Raw genomic sequence first — 14,617 nt, forward strand, 5'->3', positions numbered from 1 at the left:
TAACTAGTACAAAATAAGGCCTAGACCTCCAGTTACGGAAGTCCAGACCAAAGTTAGTTAATCATATTGATAAGCCACCACCTGAAGTCCTGCTGATATTCAGACCAGACTTGCCAATGGCACGGCCTGGAGTCTTCTCGGAGTCCTCACCCAGAGTCTCGACTACAGGCTGCTGTGTGTCGTCCGGCAAAGCGACCGGAGGCGCTGCAACAGGAAGCGGAGCCGAAGCCCCACCACCAGCGCTAAAACCTCCAGTCACACTCTTAGCGATGGACTTCAGGCCTTTACTAATACTCTTACCCATTGCTGCTCCTCAGCCACCGCTCAGCTACTGGCCTTGGTAAAGCTCAGGCGTTTGACTACAGGCAGGACAGCGGTCGCGCTACCAGTCCCCATCTTGATGGTCGTAGCAGCCTCAGCGACAACGAAGACCTTACCGAAGATTTCAAGGTCGTGGGACTGAGAGTCACCATCTCTGGATAAGACCGCAGTAATGTTTTCCCCATCATGACGGAAGCAACCGAAGCTCAGGCAGGTAAAACGCTTAGCCAGCATAAAGACGCCTCGGTCTTCACCGTTGTAATAGGCTATGTCCGTCCCCAGCATATCGACGATAGCGTCCTCACCGTTGTAGCCCTGCTTTGCAGCCAGACGAGAGAGAGCCTTAAGTTGAGACTCATGAGCGAGGATTCCATAGTCGCTAACCTCAGAACCGAAAGAAGACTCAGTGTTCTCGTACAGGGCGTCCATGATGGAGTCTGCCTTAGCGGTCAGACTGCCCGTCAGGACTTCCAGCTCTACGGTCTTCAATAGCTTAGAGGACTCCAGCACATCGACCATACGAGAGTTGATAGTACGGACAACATTCTCGCAGATGTTCATGGCGTCTTGCTGGAGCGTACCAGAGGTGAAACCAGTAGAGGACTTGGCGTCCCATAGCTTGGTCTGGTGGGACACGAGGATAGCCTGCTCAATAGGCTCTACGGTAATCTCCTGACCAGACGGAGCGGTCACGACCTGAGGTCTCTCACCACCACGGACAGGGACCAGCACAGAGCGGTCAGCCAGAGTGTGAGCAATGATTGGGGTCGGTAAGCTATTTCTGGTTGGCAGAATCTCAACCGGGAACGGAATGTTATCCTGAGCGGATTTCAGCACACCATTCAGCATGGCCTTAACAGTCTTAGCCAGCGTATAGGCATAGACTTGCGGGTCTGCGTTAGTCGGGAGACCCTCGTTAACCTGAAGGTTGTCAGTGTCGGTGATGCGGGCTGGCTCAATGCCAAACTGGAAAGCGTCTTTAGTCATAGTCATAGTCATAGTCATAATAATCAATCTCCTGAATTAGTTTAAATACTTGAAGTCCCCAGCACTTGGTCAGAGACTGTGTGTGGTTGTCTTAAAGGCTGTCCATCCAGTTACCGCCGGACTCAAGGTCAGCGACGATAGCAGCACGGGAGCGACCAGCGGACTGAGTAGCAGTGCGGAGGCTCTCACCATATGCCCGACGCTCAGCCTTGACCTTCTCGCGGCGCTGTAGCTCTTTCTGCCACTCGGCCTCGGTCATGAACATTTCACGGGTACGCTCTTCCTGAGAAGCCAGCTCTTTAGCAACGCGTTCCTCTGCTGCCCGCTTGTTCATCTGACGGCGCTGATAGGCTGTCAGCAGGTCATTACTGAAGAAGTTGGAGAGGGTCACACCAGCTTCAGCCAGCAGCTCCAGCAGCTCCAGCAGCTCCATAGACTCACGGCTGGTAACAGGCAGGCCGGACAGGTAGCCCGGAATGAGGGTCTTAAGCGCGAATGACAGCGGATAGGACTGACCATCTAAAGACACAGTGTTCTCGTAGAGATTGATGTCGGTGACTGACAGTTTCCAGTCTTGGTTATTGAATAACATAAATTTTACTCCTTTGAGTGTTGAGACTATCGGTCGACCACAGGCGTGTTTAGTCCTGCGGCGTCTCCCCGCATCGGTCATCTCAAAGGGTTTAAATTAGGGTAGTGAGTAGGCGAGCTACTAACGGTTTAGGACTGCTAGCTTGCTAGCGACTCAGGGCTGGCAGGGTCCAGTTTTGCAAAGGCTCGACGTAACTGATTATTCAAATCACGGTCGACCAGCATTGCTATCAGCTCGTCACGGCTGTAGTAAGGACGCTCAGTATCATCGAGTCCAAGGTGGAGGAGTGACAGGAGGTGCCGAGTAGGCAGACCACGGTAGCGTAGGGTCGCCCTGCCGATAGGTGTGCGAGGGTCAATCATCTGTTTAGTCGTCATCGGTGAGACCCTCCAGCTCCATGAGCCTGGAGTCTTCAGCTTCGTTGGTCTCATCCATGAGGGCGTCCAGTCTCCAGTCCTCAGCCATATCGTCATAATGCTGACCGAGAATCTGGCTATGCTGGCGGTCTTCTTCGTTCGGCTTAAAGTTCATCTTAGAGTCCTCCCCATTTGCAGCGACCAGCGGTCACAGCTTGATAGTCGGTATATTCAGCCCTTGAGACCTCACGTCCGGCGATGTAGAGGCCTGTGCGGTGAAGCTGGATTAATGCTTTAGTCTCGGACTTTATGTCCTCAGCAGACGCTACAGCAGCCTGCACAGTGGCGCTGGAGGTCATAGACACGAAGGCTTCAGAGACTGCCAGTCCGTACTCGAAGTCTAGCCAGCGCCCGAACTCTACAGCAGCGACCGGGGTAGCCAGCCATGCAGAACCTAGTTCACCCATTCGGATTAACCGGATTAACCCACTTTTTGGGTTTATCATATGCTTGCCAGCCTTAGTCCTCATGAAGCGAGCGACCTCGGTACTACGGTTGTCGGCTACTTTACCAATCTGAATGCCTACCCGGCGTATCTCATCCAGTCGGAACAATGCGTTCTGACTGGTGATGTCCTGTCCGAAGATATGGATGGTGTATTCTTGTTGAGACATTTACGTGAACTCCTTTTGTTTGCACCCTGAAGTCGCACCCTACTGACCTACTCAAGACCCCACGCAAAGGGAGACCAGCAGGCAACAGGACGCAAACAGAATGACTTGAGGTGATTGAGGATGGCTAGCTAACTAGCGATGGTCTGCGATGACCAGAGGTGATGCACTTTCGAAAGTGGAAAGGTGCGAGGTTATGGTCCCTATAGTGATAGTTTAATCAAACAGAAATGAACTTCGGAGAACTTGACGCGAACGCTTTTAGAACCTCCTGAGAGAGACCCGAAGTATGGAGACCAAATCATAGCGACCATAGTTTACTTCGGGTTAGCAGGACTGGAGGCTGGACTTAAAGTTATTCTGATTGGGATTGTGATAACACAACCCATAACAAGACAAACCCATGGTCTCCTTAAGCCTGCTGGTCAGAACTCAAAGGTCCAACCTCAGACACCACTGGTCTAACCTCTTTGAGTTTCCGCCTGTCCACAATGGATGGCAGACCTCAGTAATGAGTTGTAGCTTGCTCACTACTGTGTCTTGGTTCTTCAGTTATCCGCGCAGCGATTATCACAGAGCCAACTTAAAGTCGGATGTGGTCTCCTGCTCCCTGCCTGTCAAAAGGGAAGATAACTTACGTTAAAAGATAATGGTCTCAGGCCAAGGTGATTTAACACTAGGCGTCTGCGGATGGTTTCCAATCGGTCCGCTACCGGAAGCCTGAGACTAAATGAATGTGGGTATGTCCCTATAGTGATATTTTAATCGAAAAAGCATTACTTTCAACGAGTTAGGTAGGGCTTGTCTTCCGAGCGTATGAAGCCTCCTAGCAGAACCTAATCTTACTTTTTAGCGGCCTGCTGCTGCTCCCTCGCCTTCTTATCCTGATTCTCAATACCTTGGCGCGGGCCTTCAGGCATGCTTAGAAACATATCTTCAAGCTCTTTCGGTCTCGTAATTTGATCATCGACAATAATGTTCAGTAACTTAAAGAGACCATGGGCTAACTTCGGGTCATCATCAAGATTTATCTCTCCCGGATGGACTGCCTGATTTCCAACGATTCGGCAAATGTCTGCGGCCTGCTGGATGCGTACAGGTAGCCCTTTCTTAACGAGGGACCGAATATCAGTATTGATGTTTTCACCCGGCTCCTTGAGATGGACCATAAGCTTCTGAAGACATAAACGCAGAAGCGCGGCAGCGCCTTTAGGAGACAGGTTAACAATGCTTCTGGCTTCCATGTAGTCGGACTTGCAGTCGTCAGGCATATCCGGATTTGGTAACTCTACTCCACTCGCGGCAGGAATGATTAACCTTTCCTCAAACCAGTAACTTTTATGCTGGCAATGGTTGCATGTTGCTGTGTACATAGGAACACTTGAACCACTGCTGTAATAATAAAGCTGTTGCCATCGTTGTTGAGCGAAAGCATTACAATACGGGCAGTTAAAAGCTTCTTTTTCAAACTCAGGTGCCTCAAACGGTATTGCCATTTACTCCAGTCTCCTCCTAATTATCATCTATTGGATACCATAGCATTAACACCCTCAGTCTTTCTACGGTCTCTCACAAGCTGCATAAAGTCGCCACTTCGGACTCATCGTTGCGCTATCAGCGCTTCACTGGAGCCAACGTACCCGCTAGTCTCTGTAGCCGTTTAGCGTCTACCACCTCATCTAAAACCGCTATGTAAAACTCATTGTCTGCCAGCATCACGATTTTCCAGCCGCAGGACTCACGTAAGATTCTAATAGCCTCTTTGGTCCGCTGCTGCCTGCGTAAACTGGAACATATAACCCCTGCGATCATGACGGCTACGGTCACGAAGACACCGAAGAAGATTTCCATACTCACATTTCCACCAGTGCCAGCTTCAACGCATCAGCCAACCGCCCAACCGCATGTCCTTTCCCATAGAGGTCATAGGTGATGGACTGTGAGCTATGACCTAAGATGCCCTGAGCGTCTACCAGATTGACTCCACACTCTTTCATTCGTGTCGCCAGCCAATGCCTCAGACTATGCAGAGACACGTTACTGGAGTCTGGTAGAGCTTCAGTCAAGACCCTAGAGTTGAACCAGCTGGAGTAGGCACTGGATGTCATACCAAAAAGCGAACCATCGTCAGGACGGGTGTCTACCCACGTCAGGAAGGACTGGAGGTCTAGACCACAGGCACCATCGGTCAGCGGCACGAGTCGTACTGAATGTTTGTTCTTCACAGACTTACCGTCGCCATTCTCGTTGATGTCGATACAGATCAGCCCATTGTCCAAGGTTACAATGTCACGCTTAGTCAGGTGGCAGACCTCAGCAGCCCGAGCGCCAGTGACCACAGAGACCAGAGTCGCCCATCTACGGGCATCAGATGTCGTGTGAGCCGTGTGTCTCGTGTACTGATACTCAGCCTCAACTCTTGCCAGAAGTCTCTCCAGCTCCTCGTCTGTGAACGCTCTGCGCTTGGAGTCGGTGTCCTTGGTCAGCTTCAGTCGCTCTATCGGGTTGCGACCTTCAAGCTGTCCATTCATCAGCCCATAGTCCAGACACATCTTGGCCTTGGTCAGCAGCTTGTTAATCGTCGATGGTCTCACCTCAGCAGCCAGCATAGCGTCTCTCACAGCCAGCCAGTCAGATCGGGACATGATGTCCATCTCCGCAGTCAGGAAGCGGGAGACACTGTTTAGCGAGGCCGAGAGGTCTCTGTAGCTGGACGACTTCAGGGTCTGCACCTTCTCAGCCAGCAGTGAGGACACAAGCTCAGAAAACTACAGATAGCGACTTCAGGTTGATGACTCTCTGTTAATTCTGGCTGGCTGACCTCCTGCTCTTCCTCCAGAATCGACACAGCGTCGCCTATAGTTGAGTGATTAGGAGGGTTATTACCCTCACCATCATCAATCAGCTCAATCAGACCAGAGGTATCACCAGTGTCGACTCTCTGCTGTGCTGCGGTCAGGACTTCAAGCGCTAACCGTATGCCCTTCTGCTGGTCGAGACTCAAGGCCTGTGTAGCAGCCAGCTCCTTAAGGTTGGCCTTCTCGTCAACAAGAGTCGCAACCTCTACCCCATTCCAGTAGTCATCACTGGCGTCTGTGAGGAACTGCTCAGCCATAGACCTCAGGTGCTCTGTAAGCTCCTGTAGCGAGACTTCAGGTCTATCCAGCATGAATGCCTTAGCTGTGGCGGCTAGCTCTCTCTGACGCATCGTGGCGACTCTCCTGTCTGTGCTGCGGGTTGAGACTGAAAGAAAGGGCTTGGTGTCCCCTTTGAGTCTGAAACGAATAGTGTAGCGACCGTTGGCTCTACGGACTAGCTGTGGCTTAGCGAGAAGCTGTTTGGCTGGTCTGCTAACTTGTGTCAGCTTTGTGTCAGCCTCAGGTGAGGACTGGTGGCAATACAGATAGGGAGACACAGGTAAAGGACTGCATGTCCATCCAGTGGTATTGTCATTAATATCAATCATATCAGAACCTTAAGCATCGTTGAGTCAATGCTTCAAGTCCCCCTCAACCCTAGTTCATCTGGAACTATGCCGGTAACACGCTCGTCAACCAGCACGGCGACATCAACCGCACTCACGATGTGCTGCAGGATGAGAGCAAGTGCGAGACGATCGTGGTGATTGAGAACTTTATGACCTCGTCAGCGATGTACGCCGACATCCTGCTGCCGGATCTGATGACCGTTGAGCAGGAGGATATTATCCCCAACGACTACGCCGGTAACATGGGCTATCTCATCTTCCTGCAGCCGGTCACCGCGCCAAAGTTCGAGCGCAAAGGCATCTACTGGATCACCAGCGAGATCGCCCGCCGCCTTGGGCCGGATATCCACCAGCGCTTCACCGAAGGGCGCACGCAGGAGGAGTGGCTGAAATATCTCTACGCCAGAATGGTAGAGAAAGATCCCGCGCTGCCCTCCTACGAGGCGTTGAAAGAGATGGGGATCTACAAGCGCAAGGATCCGAACGGCCACTTCGTTGCCTATAAAAAATTCCGTGATGACCCGCAGGCCAACCCGCTGAATACGCCGTCGGGCAAAATTGAGATCTACTCCAGCAAGCTGGCGGAGATCGCAACCCATTGGGAACTGCAAAAGGATGAGGTGATAAGCCCGCTGCCGGTCTATGCCTCCACCTTTGAAGGCTGGGACGATCCGGCACGCGCCACCTTCCCGCTGCAACTCTTCGGCTTTCACTACAAAGCGCGTACCCACTCCAGCTACGGCAACATTGATGTGCTGAAAGAGGCCTGCCGCCAGGAGGTGTGGATCAACCCGCTTGATGCCGAACGGCGCGGGATTAAGAACGGCGATCTGGTGCGCGTGTTTAACGACCGTGGCGAAGTGCGGATTGCGGCGAAAGTGACGCCGCGCATTATGCCGGGCGTCAGCGCCATGGGTCAGGGTGCGTGGCACCAGGCGGATATGGCGGGCGATCGCGTCGATCACGGCGGCTGCGTCAATACGCTGACCACGCACCGCCCTTCGCCGCTGGCGAAAGGCAACCCGCAGCACACCAATCTGGTCGACATTCAAAAGGTTTGAGGAGTAGCCGATGAGCACCCAGTATGGATTTTTTATTGATTCTGCCCGCTGCACCGGTTGTAAAACCTGCGAACTGGCCTGTAAAGATTACAAAGATTTAACCCCGGACGTCAGTTTCCGCCGCGTCTATGAGTACGCGGGCGGCAACTGGCAGGAGGATAACGGCGTCTGGCAGCAAAACGTCTTTGCCTACTATCTCTCCCTCTCCTGTAACCATTGTGAGGATCCGGCCTGCACCAAAGTCTGCCCCAGCGGCGCGATGCATAAACGCGAAGATGGCTTTGTGGTGGTCGACGAAGAGGTCTGTATCGGCTGTCGCTACTGCCATATGGCCTGCCCGTACGGCGCGCCGCAATACAATGCGGCGAAAGGTCACATGACCAAGTGCGACGGTTGCCATGAGCGCGTGGCGGAGGGCAAAAAGCCGATCTGCGTCGAGTCCTGCCCGCTGCGCGCCCTTGATTTTGGTCCGATTGAGACACTGCGTAAAAAGCACGGCACGCTGGCGGCGGTCGCGCCCATTCCGGCGGCGCACTTTACCCGGCCAAATATTGTCATCAAACCCAACGCCAACAGCCGCCCGACCGGGGACACAAGCGGCTATCTGGCTAATCCACAGGAGGTATGAAATGGGAAACGGATGGCATGAATGGCCGCTGGTGCTCTTTACGGTGCTCGGTCAGTGCGTGGCGGGCGGTGTGATTGGCACCGGCCTGGTATGGATGGCCAATGAGGGCGATCGCCGCGGTCAGTTGCATATTGTCCGCAGCCAGTTTTTCCTCTGGCTGCTGATGGGCATCGGCTTTGTCGCCTCGATGATGCACCTCGGCTCGCCGCTGCGCGCCTTTAACTCCCTAAACCGTATTGGCGCCTCTGCGTTGAGTAATGAGATTGCCGCTGGATCGCTCTTTTTTGCCATCGGCGGCATCTGGTGGCTGCTGAACTGGCTGGGCAAAATGCCTGCTGGCCTTGGGCGCATCTGGCTGCTGATCAGCATGGTCTCTGGCGTGCTGTTTGTCTGGGCGATGACGCGGGTCTATCAGATTGAAACCGTGCCGACCTGGCATAACGGCTACACCACCGCCAGCTTCTTCCTCACCATGCTGATTGGCGGCCCGCTGCTCGCCGCACTGCTGCTGCGCCTTGTCGGCATACGCTTTCCGGCCTCCCGTTTTGCGGCGATAAGCGCGATCGCGCTGCTGGCAAGCGCAGCGGTGGTGATGATGCAGAGCATGCAGCTTGGCGAAACCCACTCTTCCGTGCAGCAGGCTACAGCGCTGATCCCGGATTACGGCTTACTCCAGGCGCTGCGACTGCTGCTTTTAGCGCTTGGGCTGGGCTGCTGGATCTGCCCGCTGGTGCTGCGCAGGCAGCCGCGCGTCAGTAGCCTGCTGGTTGGGTTTGTGCTGGTGGTTGCCGGGGAACTGATTGGCCGCGGCCTCTTTTACGGGCTGCATATGACCGTTGGCGTCGCCGTTGCCGGGTGATCGATTACGGAGCCGGATAGCGGTGAACGCTTGTCCGGCCTTCGGCACTTTTTGGGAAATACCATGACAGTTGAGAAGCGTGAATCGTTTATTTTCACCGCCCGCGTGCTCGGCGCCCTCTTTTACTATCCGCCGGAGAGCGAACCTGCTGCGCCGCTGGTCAGCGCCTTTACGCACAATGCGTGGATGGCGTCATGGCCGCTGGCGCAAAGCCTGCTGCTCCCGCTGGCTGAACAATTTTCAGCGGATGGCGAAGAGCCGTTAACCGATGCCTGGCAACGGCTGTTTATCGGCCCGTGGGCGCTGCCAGCACCGCCGTGGGGATCGGTATGGCTGGATAAAGAGTGCGTGCTGTTTGGCGACTCGACGCTGGCCCTGCGCCAGTGGCTGCGCGACAACAATATTGCTTTCGAGATGCAGCAAAACGAGCCGGAGGATCATATCGGCACCCTGCTGATGCTGGCGGCCTGGCTGGCGGAGCAGGGAAAGACGCAGGCCTGCGATGAGCTTCTGGCGTGGCATCTGCTGCCGTGGTCGGGCCGCTTTCTTGCCGTGCTGGAGGAGCAGGCGCAGCACCCTTTCTGGCAGGCGCTCGCCCGGCTGGCACAGCTTACGCTGGCAGAGTGGCGGGCAAACTTGCTGATGCCGATAGCGCAAAAAGCGCTCTTCCGTTAACACCTTTTCCGGCCGCTCAGGCCGGATTTTTTTAAGAAACGCTTCTGAAACAGCTGCTCATCTGGACTTTTGCGGCAGCAGCTCACCATAGATATATTTTTTAATGTAGTGATGCGGTTCCTTGAGGCTCTTAAACACAGGTGACTGCCTGATTTCGCCCGATATATGAAACCGCTTGAAAACGGAACTCATCACATCAGCACTGCCAAACTCATTAACGTCAACCACATCTTTGATTTTGATTTTCACGCCGGGGGCAAACAGTATCTCATCCTCCTGGGGCAACACAGAGGTTGGCGCAATCCAGTGCCCTTCGGCTTCTGGCGGCGCTTCAAGGATCAGAAGATGGGTATTTAAATAGGGTGTGCTGACGCTGGTGCTGGTGTAACTTTTTTGCCCAATGACAGCCCCGACAGTGGCGTATTGCCTCGCCTCTTTTTCGCCAAAGGGATAATCGAAACCAATACCGCGCACAACCACATTGCCGAAACTTTCATTTGAGGGGTGTTTTTTTCTGGATCTATCCAGCACCTGGTTAAAATTTTTCACTCCGCTTTCCAGAGACTCTTTCCCCACAAAGCCGGATTTTAAAAATCCATTTTTTATCAGTGTGTTAACAAGCTTTTCGACTTCATAGTTTTCCATGTTCCTGCTTCTTTCATATTTATTAAGCAGGGTGTAGTTACTTGATGTGTAGACCTTGATGGCCGAAATTTCGCTCTCCGTTAAACCTAGCTCCGCCGAGGAAGGTAGTGCAGGTAATTGCCGACCAAGCTGGCTGTCCGGCAAGGTGAAGATCCGCACTGCTTCATGGTGGCCGCGCGACTCAAAGCTGTTTACGACATCTGAGTTTAATGCCCTATTGGGCGACGTTTTTCTGCCAGGAGCGGCATGCGATGAGGTGATTTTATTCACCACTTCAGCGATTTTTTGTGATTTGTTCTCATTGAACGACGCGGCTGAGTGTTTACCTGAAACCTGATGCAGTGATGAAAGCGGCGATGATTCTGCATAGGATCCCTGACTCCCTTTTCCTGCCCAGGAGCTGAGTGGCTTTTTTGTCGCTGAAGCATACATGCTGTTGCCTCCTCGCAAGGTTTTATGACGATAACCGGGTTGGTTTAAGGATATGTGCCCGGTATAAACAGAGCTTATTTTTTAAGAGTTCTCATCAACCTGTTTTTATTCGCCGCTGCGTTAAACCGGCTGTTACGGTGATTTTGCGCCCTTTCACGCGCCGGAATAGTTTATCCCGGCAATCACATTAGTGACACCGTCACCTCTGCCGCTTCGCTTTTAAGACAATTCTTTAATATTCCGTTCGGCCTGTACGCGGTAAGGCTTAGTGTGCAAAAGCCGCCTGCCGCTGGGTTTTAAAAAGCAGCCTCAGAACTGGAAGCATTCCCGCACGCTTGCTATAGCTCAAAGCACCCTGCCGAACATGGCATAACAACATGCAACTTGCCGTTGCCATAACGCATGCAAACAGGGAGAGACACTGCAATGCAGACTTCCATGCTTACCCGCGCACTGCTTTTCATCGCCGGGATTGTCGCCATACTGGCGCTGATTACCTGGGGCGTCGGGCTGGAGACGATAAAAGCCCGCCAGGTGGATTTGATTTACCTCGGGCAACAGCACCTGATTCTGGTGTTCAGCTCAATGTTTTTTGCACTCTTAGTCGGTATTCCCAGCGGTATCGCCCTTAGCCGCCCCGCCGCACGCGGGGTTGCCGAGTATGTGATGCAGATCTTTAACGTCGGCAACACGCTGCCGCCGCTGGCGGTGCTGGCTCTGGCGATGGTGGTGATTGGCATTGGCGATACGCCAGCGATCATCGCGCTGTTTCTTGCTTCGCTGCTGCCGATTGTGCGCAACACCTATGCCGGGCTCTGCTCGGTACCCGCCTCGTTAATCGAAGCGGCGAACGGAATTGGCATGACCAAATGGCAGCGTTTACGCCAGGTGGAGCTGCCGAATGCCCTGCCGGTGATCCTCTCCGGAGTGCGAATTGCGACGGCAATTAACGTCGGTACTGCACCGCTGGCATTTCTGATTGGCGCCAGCAGCTATGGCGAACTGATCTTCCCCGGCATCTACCTCAACGATTTCCCGACGCTGATTTTAGGCGCAGCCGCCACGGCGCTGTTCGCCCTGATCCTCGATACCCTGCTGGCGGCGCTGGGCCGTCTTCTTAGCCCGCACACGGCGTGATAACAATAAGAGGAAGAGTGATGAAACGACTTTTTCATACGCTGGGCTGGCTGGCAGCAACGGCGCTGCTCACCGCCAGCGCCCATGCGGCACCGCTGGTTGTGGCGACCAAAAGCTTTACCGAGCAGCATATTTTGTCGGCCCTTACCGTGCAGTATTTGCAGAAAAAAGGCTTTCAGGTGCAGCCGCAGACCAATATCGCAACGGTGATTTCACGCAACGCGATGATCAATAAGCAGGTTGATATGACCTGGGAGTATACCGGCACCTCGCTGATTATTTTTAACCACATCAACAAACGGATGTCGGCACAGGAGACCTACGACACCGTTAAACGCCTCGATGCGAAACACGGCCTGGTGTGGCTTAACCCGGCCAATATGAACAATACCTATGCCTTCGCCATGCAGCGTAAACGCGCCGAGGCTGAGCACATCACCACCATGTCGCAGATGGTGGCGAAGATTGAAGCGATCCGCAAAACCAACCCGAAAAAGAACTGGCTGCTGGGTCTCGACCTGGAGTTCGCCGGGCGCAGCGACGGCATGAAGCCGTTGCAGCAGGCTTATGGCATGGAGCTGGATCGCCCGCAAATCCGCCAGATGGATCCTGGCCTCGTCTATAACGCCATCCGCGACGGTTTCGTCGATGCCGGGCTGGTCTACACCACCGATGGCCGCCTGAAGGGCTTCGACCTGAAAACGCTGGAGGATGATAAAGGCTTCTTCCCGAGCTATGCGGTTACGCCGGTGGTGCGTAAAGACACCCTTGAAGCCAACCCAGGCTTAGAAGAGGCGCTCAATACCCTCTCCGGCCTGCTGAACAACGAGGTGATTATCTCCCTCAACGCGAAAGTCGATATTGATCACCAGACGCCGCAGCAGGTCGCCCGCGACTTCCTGCGCGAGAAAGGGTTGCTGTAAGGAGAGCCTATGGACACGATTCACTACATGATGGACAACGCCGGCTACCTCGCCACCCTCACCTTCCAGCACCTCTGGCTGGTACTGCTGGCGGTGGGTATGGCGATAATTATTGGTGTGCCGCTGGGGGTTTTGATTGTGCGCCACAAATGGCTGGCAACGCCGGTGCTTGGCCTGGCGACGCTGGTGCTGACCATTCCGTCCATTGCCCTGTTTGGCCTGATGATCCCGCTCTTTTCACTGGTCGGCCAGGGGATTGGCGCACTACCGGCCATTACCGCCGTATTTCTCTACTCGCTGCTGCCGATTGTGCGTAACACCCACACCGCTCTCGACAGCCTGCCGCCGGGGCTGCGTGAAGCGGGGCGCGGGATTGGCATGACCTTCTGGCAACGTTTGCGCTGGGTGGAGATCCCGATGGCGCTGCCGGTGATTTTCGGCGGGATCCGTACCGCCGTGGTGATGAATATTGGCGTAATGGCCATCGCCGCCGTCATTGGCGCGGGCGGGCTGGGGCTGCTGTTGCTGAACGGCATCGGCGGGAGTGATATTCGCATGCTGATTGCCGGCGCGGTGATGATCTGTTTACTGGCCGTTGTGCTCGACTGGTTACTGCACCGCTTACAAATCGTGCTGACGCCGAAGGGGATTCGATAATGATTAAACTGGAAAATCTGACCAAACAATTTACGCAGAAGAACGGCCAGAGTGTGAATGCCGTCGACAATGTCAACCTGATGGTGCCGGAAGGCGAAATGTGCGTGCTGCTCGGCCCCTCTGGCTGCGGCAAAACCACGACGCTGAAGATGATTAACCGCCTGATTACGCCAAGCAGCGGCAAGATCCTGATTAACGGTGAAGACACCAGCGGCATGGATACCGTGACCCTGCGGCGCAATATCGGCTATGTGATCCAGCAGATTGGCCTGTTTCCCAATATGACCATCGAAGAGAACATTACCGTGGTGCCGCGCATGCTGGGCTGGGATAAAGCGCGCTGTAAAAGCCGCGCAGAAGAGCTGATGGAGATGGTGGCGCTTGATGCGAAAAAGTTCCTTCACCGCTACCCGCGCGAGATGTCCGGCGGCCAGCAGCAGCGTATTGGCGTGATCCGCGCGCTGGCGGCCGATCCGCCGGTATTGCTGATGGATGAACCCTTCGGCGCGGTCGACCCGATCAACCGCGAAGTGATCCAGAACCAGTTTCTTGAAATGCAGCGCGCGCTGAAAAAGACGGTGCTGCTGGTGAGCCACGATATCGACGAAGCGTTAAAGCTCGGCGACCGCATTGCGGTGTTCCGCCAGGGACGCATTGTGCAGTGCGCCAGCCCTGATGAGCTGCTGGCAAAGCCGGCGAATGAGTTTGTCGGCTCGTTTGTTGGCCAGGACCGGACGCTCAAGCGCCTGCTGCTGGTATCAGCCGGGGACGTGACCGATCAGCAACCGACCATCACCGTGCGGGAATCGACCCCGGCCGCTGAGGCGTTCGCCATTATGGATGATAACGATATGCGTGCCGTAACGGTGGTCGACGGCGCGGGTAAACCGCTCGGCTTCGTCAAACGCCGCGAAGCGCGACATGATGCCCGCGACTGCGCTGCGCTGCTGCACCCGTTCCGTATCACCGGTAAAGCGGAGGATAACCTGCGCGTGGTGCTTTCTCGGCTCTATGAGAGTAACACCAGCTGGATGCCCATCGTGGATGAAGAGGGTCGCTATAACGGCGAGATTTCGCAGGATTACATCGCCGAGTATTTAAGCTCCGGGAAAACGCGCCGGGCGCTGGCGATCCATAGCGAGAGTTAAGCAAATTTGCCAAATGGCGTTAACCGCAGGCCGGATAA

The 14,617-nt window shown here is 54.4% G+C and carries 15 protein-coding genes and 1 pseudogene; 8 read left to right on the top strand and 8 right to left on the bottom strand.

Annotation, left to right across the window (positions count from 1 at the left end; translation table 11 throughout):
• Positions 1-324: 324 nt before the first annotated feature.
• From IAE48_RS00115 to IAE48_RS23960, 7 genes are all read right to left on the bottom strand, one after another.
• A complete protein-coding gene (locus tag IAE48_RS00115) occupies positions 325-1,314 on the bottom strand; it encodes a hypothetical protein (RefSeq protein ID WP_200133280.1) in 990 nt (329 codons plus the stop codon).
• 85 nt (positions 1,315-1,399) lie between these two features.
• Positions 1,400-1,900, bottom strand: a complete 501-nt coding sequence (locus IAE48_RS00120; protein WP_200133071.1) for a hypothetical protein — start codon at positions 1,898-1,900, stop codon at positions 1,400-1,402.
• 366 nt (positions 1,901-2,266) lie between these two features.
• Positions 2,267-2,431, bottom strand: coding sequence for a hypothetical protein (locus IAE48_RS00125; RefSeq protein ID WP_200133072.1), 165 nt, complete (start codon positions 2,429-2,431; stop codon positions 2,267-2,269).
• A 1-nt stretch (position 2,432) separates the two neighbouring features.
• On the bottom strand, positions 2,433-2,930 hold the full coding sequence (locus tag IAE48_RS00130) for a hypothetical protein (protein WP_200133073.1): 498 nt from the start codon (positions 2,928-2,930) through the stop codon (positions 2,433-2,435).
• Between the two features lie 839 nt (positions 2,931-3,769).
• A complete protein-coding gene (locus tag IAE48_RS00135; RefSeq protein WP_200133074.1) occupies positions 3,770-4,423 on the bottom strand; it encodes a DUF4145 domain-containing protein in 654 nt (217 codons plus the stop codon).
• Positions 4,424-4,780: 357 nt separating this feature from the next.
• Entirely contained in the window at positions 4,781-5,572 is a 792-nt protein-coding gene (locus IAE48_RS23955; RefSeq protein WP_233631349.1) for a site-specific integrase, read from the bottom strand.
• A 74-nt stretch (positions 5,573-5,646) separates the two neighbouring features.
• Positions 5,647-6,135 carry a hypothetical protein gene (locus IAE48_RS23960; protein WP_233631350.1) on the bottom strand — a complete coding sequence of 163 codons (489 nt, stop codon included), beginning with the start codon at positions 6,133-6,135 and terminating at the stop codon, positions 5,647-5,649.
• Between the two features lie 311 nt (positions 6,136-6,446).
• Here IAE48_RS23960 and IAE48_RS00145 point away from each other — a divergent pair.
• From IAE48_RS00145 to dmsD, 4 genes and pseudogenes are all read left to right on the top strand, one after another.
• Positions 6,447-7,475: pseudogene (locus tag IAE48_RS00145) on the top strand (molybdopterin dinucleotide binding domain-containing protein); the annotation flags it as partial.
• Positions 7,476-7,485: 10 nt separating this feature from the next.
• The gene (locus IAE48_RS00150) at positions 7,486-8,103 is read left to right on the top strand and encodes a DMSO/selenate family reductase complex B subunit (protein ID WP_042713039.1); all 618 of its coding nucleotides are present in this window, start codon (positions 7,486-7,488) and stop codon (positions 8,101-8,103) included.
• A gap of 1 nt (position 8,104) precedes the next feature.
• Complete coding sequence (locus tag IAE48_RS00155; protein WP_200133075.1) at positions 8,105-8,962, top strand: DmsC/YnfH family molybdoenzyme membrane anchor subunit; 858 nt, start codon at positions 8,105-8,107, stop codon at positions 8,960-8,962.
• Positions 8,963-9,025: 63 nt separating this feature from the next.
• Positions 9,026-9,637, top strand: a complete 612-nt coding sequence (gene dmsD / locus IAE48_RS00160; protein ID WP_200133076.1) for a Tat proofreading chaperone DmsD — start codon at positions 9,026-9,028, stop codon at positions 9,635-9,637.
• 57 nt (positions 9,638-9,694) lie between these two features.
• Here dmsD and IAE48_RS00165 read toward each other — a convergent pair whose 3' ends face one another.
• The gene (locus IAE48_RS00165) at positions 9,695-10,714 is read right to left on the bottom strand and encodes an ADP-ribosyltransferase (protein WP_200133077.1); all 1,020 of its coding nucleotides are present in this window, start codon (positions 10,712-10,714) and stop codon (positions 9,695-9,697) included.
• Positions 10,715-11,140: 426 nt separating this feature from the next.
• Between IAE48_RS00165 and osmY the strand changes: the two genes are divergently transcribed.
• From osmY to osmV, 4 genes are read left to right on the top strand one after another with little or no spacing between them, the layout of a single operon-like run.
• Positions 11,141-11,851, top strand: a complete 711-nt coding sequence (gene osmY / locus IAE48_RS00170) for an osmoprotectant ABC transporter permease OsmY (protein ID WP_042715180.1) — start codon at positions 11,141-11,143, stop codon at positions 11,849-11,851.
• A 20-nt stretch (positions 11,852-11,871) separates the two neighbouring features.
• Positions 11,872-12,774 carry an osmoprotectant ABC transporter substrate-binding protein OsmX gene (gene osmX, locus IAE48_RS00175; protein ID WP_042715177.1) on the top strand — a complete coding sequence of 301 codons (903 nt, stop codon included), beginning with the start codon at positions 11,872-11,874 and terminating at the stop codon, positions 12,772-12,774.
• Positions 12,775-12,783: 9 nt separating this feature from the next.
• Entirely contained in the window at positions 12,784-13,431 is a 648-nt protein-coding gene (gene osmW / locus IAE48_RS00180) for an osmoprotectant ABC transporter permease OsmW (protein WP_042715175.1), read from the top strand.
• Positions 13,431-14,579: an osmoprotectant ABC transporter ATP-binding protein OsmV gene (gene osmV / locus IAE48_RS00185; protein WP_023481673.1), complete on the top strand. Its 1,149-nt coding sequence runs from the start codon at positions 13,431-13,433 to the stop codon at positions 14,577-14,579. Before osmW ends, osmV begins: the two co-directional genes overlap by 1 nt.
• The last annotated feature ends 38 nt before the right edge of the window (positions 14,580-14,617 follow it).

This window comes from Kosakonia sp. S57 (assembly GCF_016516575.1).
In the GTDB taxonomy this organism is placed as follows: Bacteria; Pseudomonadota; Gammaproteobacteria; order Enterobacterales; family Enterobacteriaceae; genus Kosakonia; species Kosakonia cowanii.

What these genes read in the sequence shown, in the direction of transcription:
- IAE48_RS00115 (WP_200133280.1), bottom strand. Translation starts at nt 1,314, where the DNA reads ATGACTATGACTAAAGACGCTTTCCAGTTTGGCATTGAGCCAGCCCGC.
- IAE48_RS00120 (WP_200133071.1), bottom strand. Translation starts at nt 1,900, where the DNA reads ATGTTATTCAATAACCAAGACTGGAAACTGTCAGTCACCGACATCAAT.
- IAE48_RS00125 (WP_200133072.1), bottom strand. Translation starts at nt 2,431, where the DNA reads ATGAACTTTAAGCCGAACGAAGAAGACCGCCAGCATAGCCAGATTCTC.
- IAE48_RS00130 (WP_200133073.1), bottom strand. Translation starts at nt 2,930, where the DNA reads ATGTCTCAACAAGAATACACCATCCATATCTTCGGACAGGACATCACC.
- IAE48_RS00135 (WP_200133074.1), bottom strand. Translation starts at nt 4,423, where the DNA reads ATGGCAATACCGTTTGAGGCACCTGAGTTTGAAAAAGAAGCTTTTAAC.
- IAE48_RS23955 (WP_233631349.1), bottom strand. Translation starts at nt 5,572, where the DNA reads ATGTCCCGATCTGACTGGCTGGCTGTGAGAGACGCTATGCTGGCTGCT.
- IAE48_RS23960 (WP_233631350.1), bottom strand. Translation starts at nt 6,135, where the DNA reads ATGCGTCAGAGAGAGCTAGCCGCCACAGCTAAGGCATTCATGCTGGAT.
- IAE48_RS00150 (WP_042713039.1), top strand. Translation starts at nt 7,486, where the DNA reads ATGAGCACCCAGTATGGATTTTTTATTGATTCTGCCCGCTGCACCGGT.
- IAE48_RS00155 (WP_200133075.1), top strand. Translation starts at nt 8,105, where the DNA reads ATGGGAAACGGATGGCATGAATGGCCGCTGGTGCTCTTTACGGTGCTC.
- dmsD (WP_200133076.1), top strand. Translation starts at nt 9,026, where the DNA reads ATGACAGTTGAGAAGCGTGAATCGTTTATTTTCACCGCCCGCGTGCTC.
- IAE48_RS00165 (WP_200133077.1), bottom strand. Translation starts at nt 10,714, where the DNA reads ATGTATGCTTCAGCGACAAAAAAGCCACTCAGCTCCTGGGCAGGAAAA.
- osmY (WP_042715180.1), top strand. Translation starts at nt 11,141, where the DNA reads ATGCAGACTTCCATGCTTACCCGCGCACTGCTTTTCATCGCCGGGATT.
- osmX (WP_042715177.1), top strand. Translation starts at nt 11,872, where the DNA reads ATGAAACGACTTTTTCATACGCTGGGCTGGCTGGCAGCAACGGCGCTG.
- osmW (WP_042715175.1), top strand. Translation starts at nt 12,784, where the DNA reads ATGGACACGATTCACTACATGATGGACAACGCCGGCTACCTCGCCACC.
- osmV (WP_023481673.1), top strand. Translation starts at nt 13,431, where the DNA reads ATGATTAAACTGGAAAATCTGACCAAACAATTTACGCAGAAGAACGGC.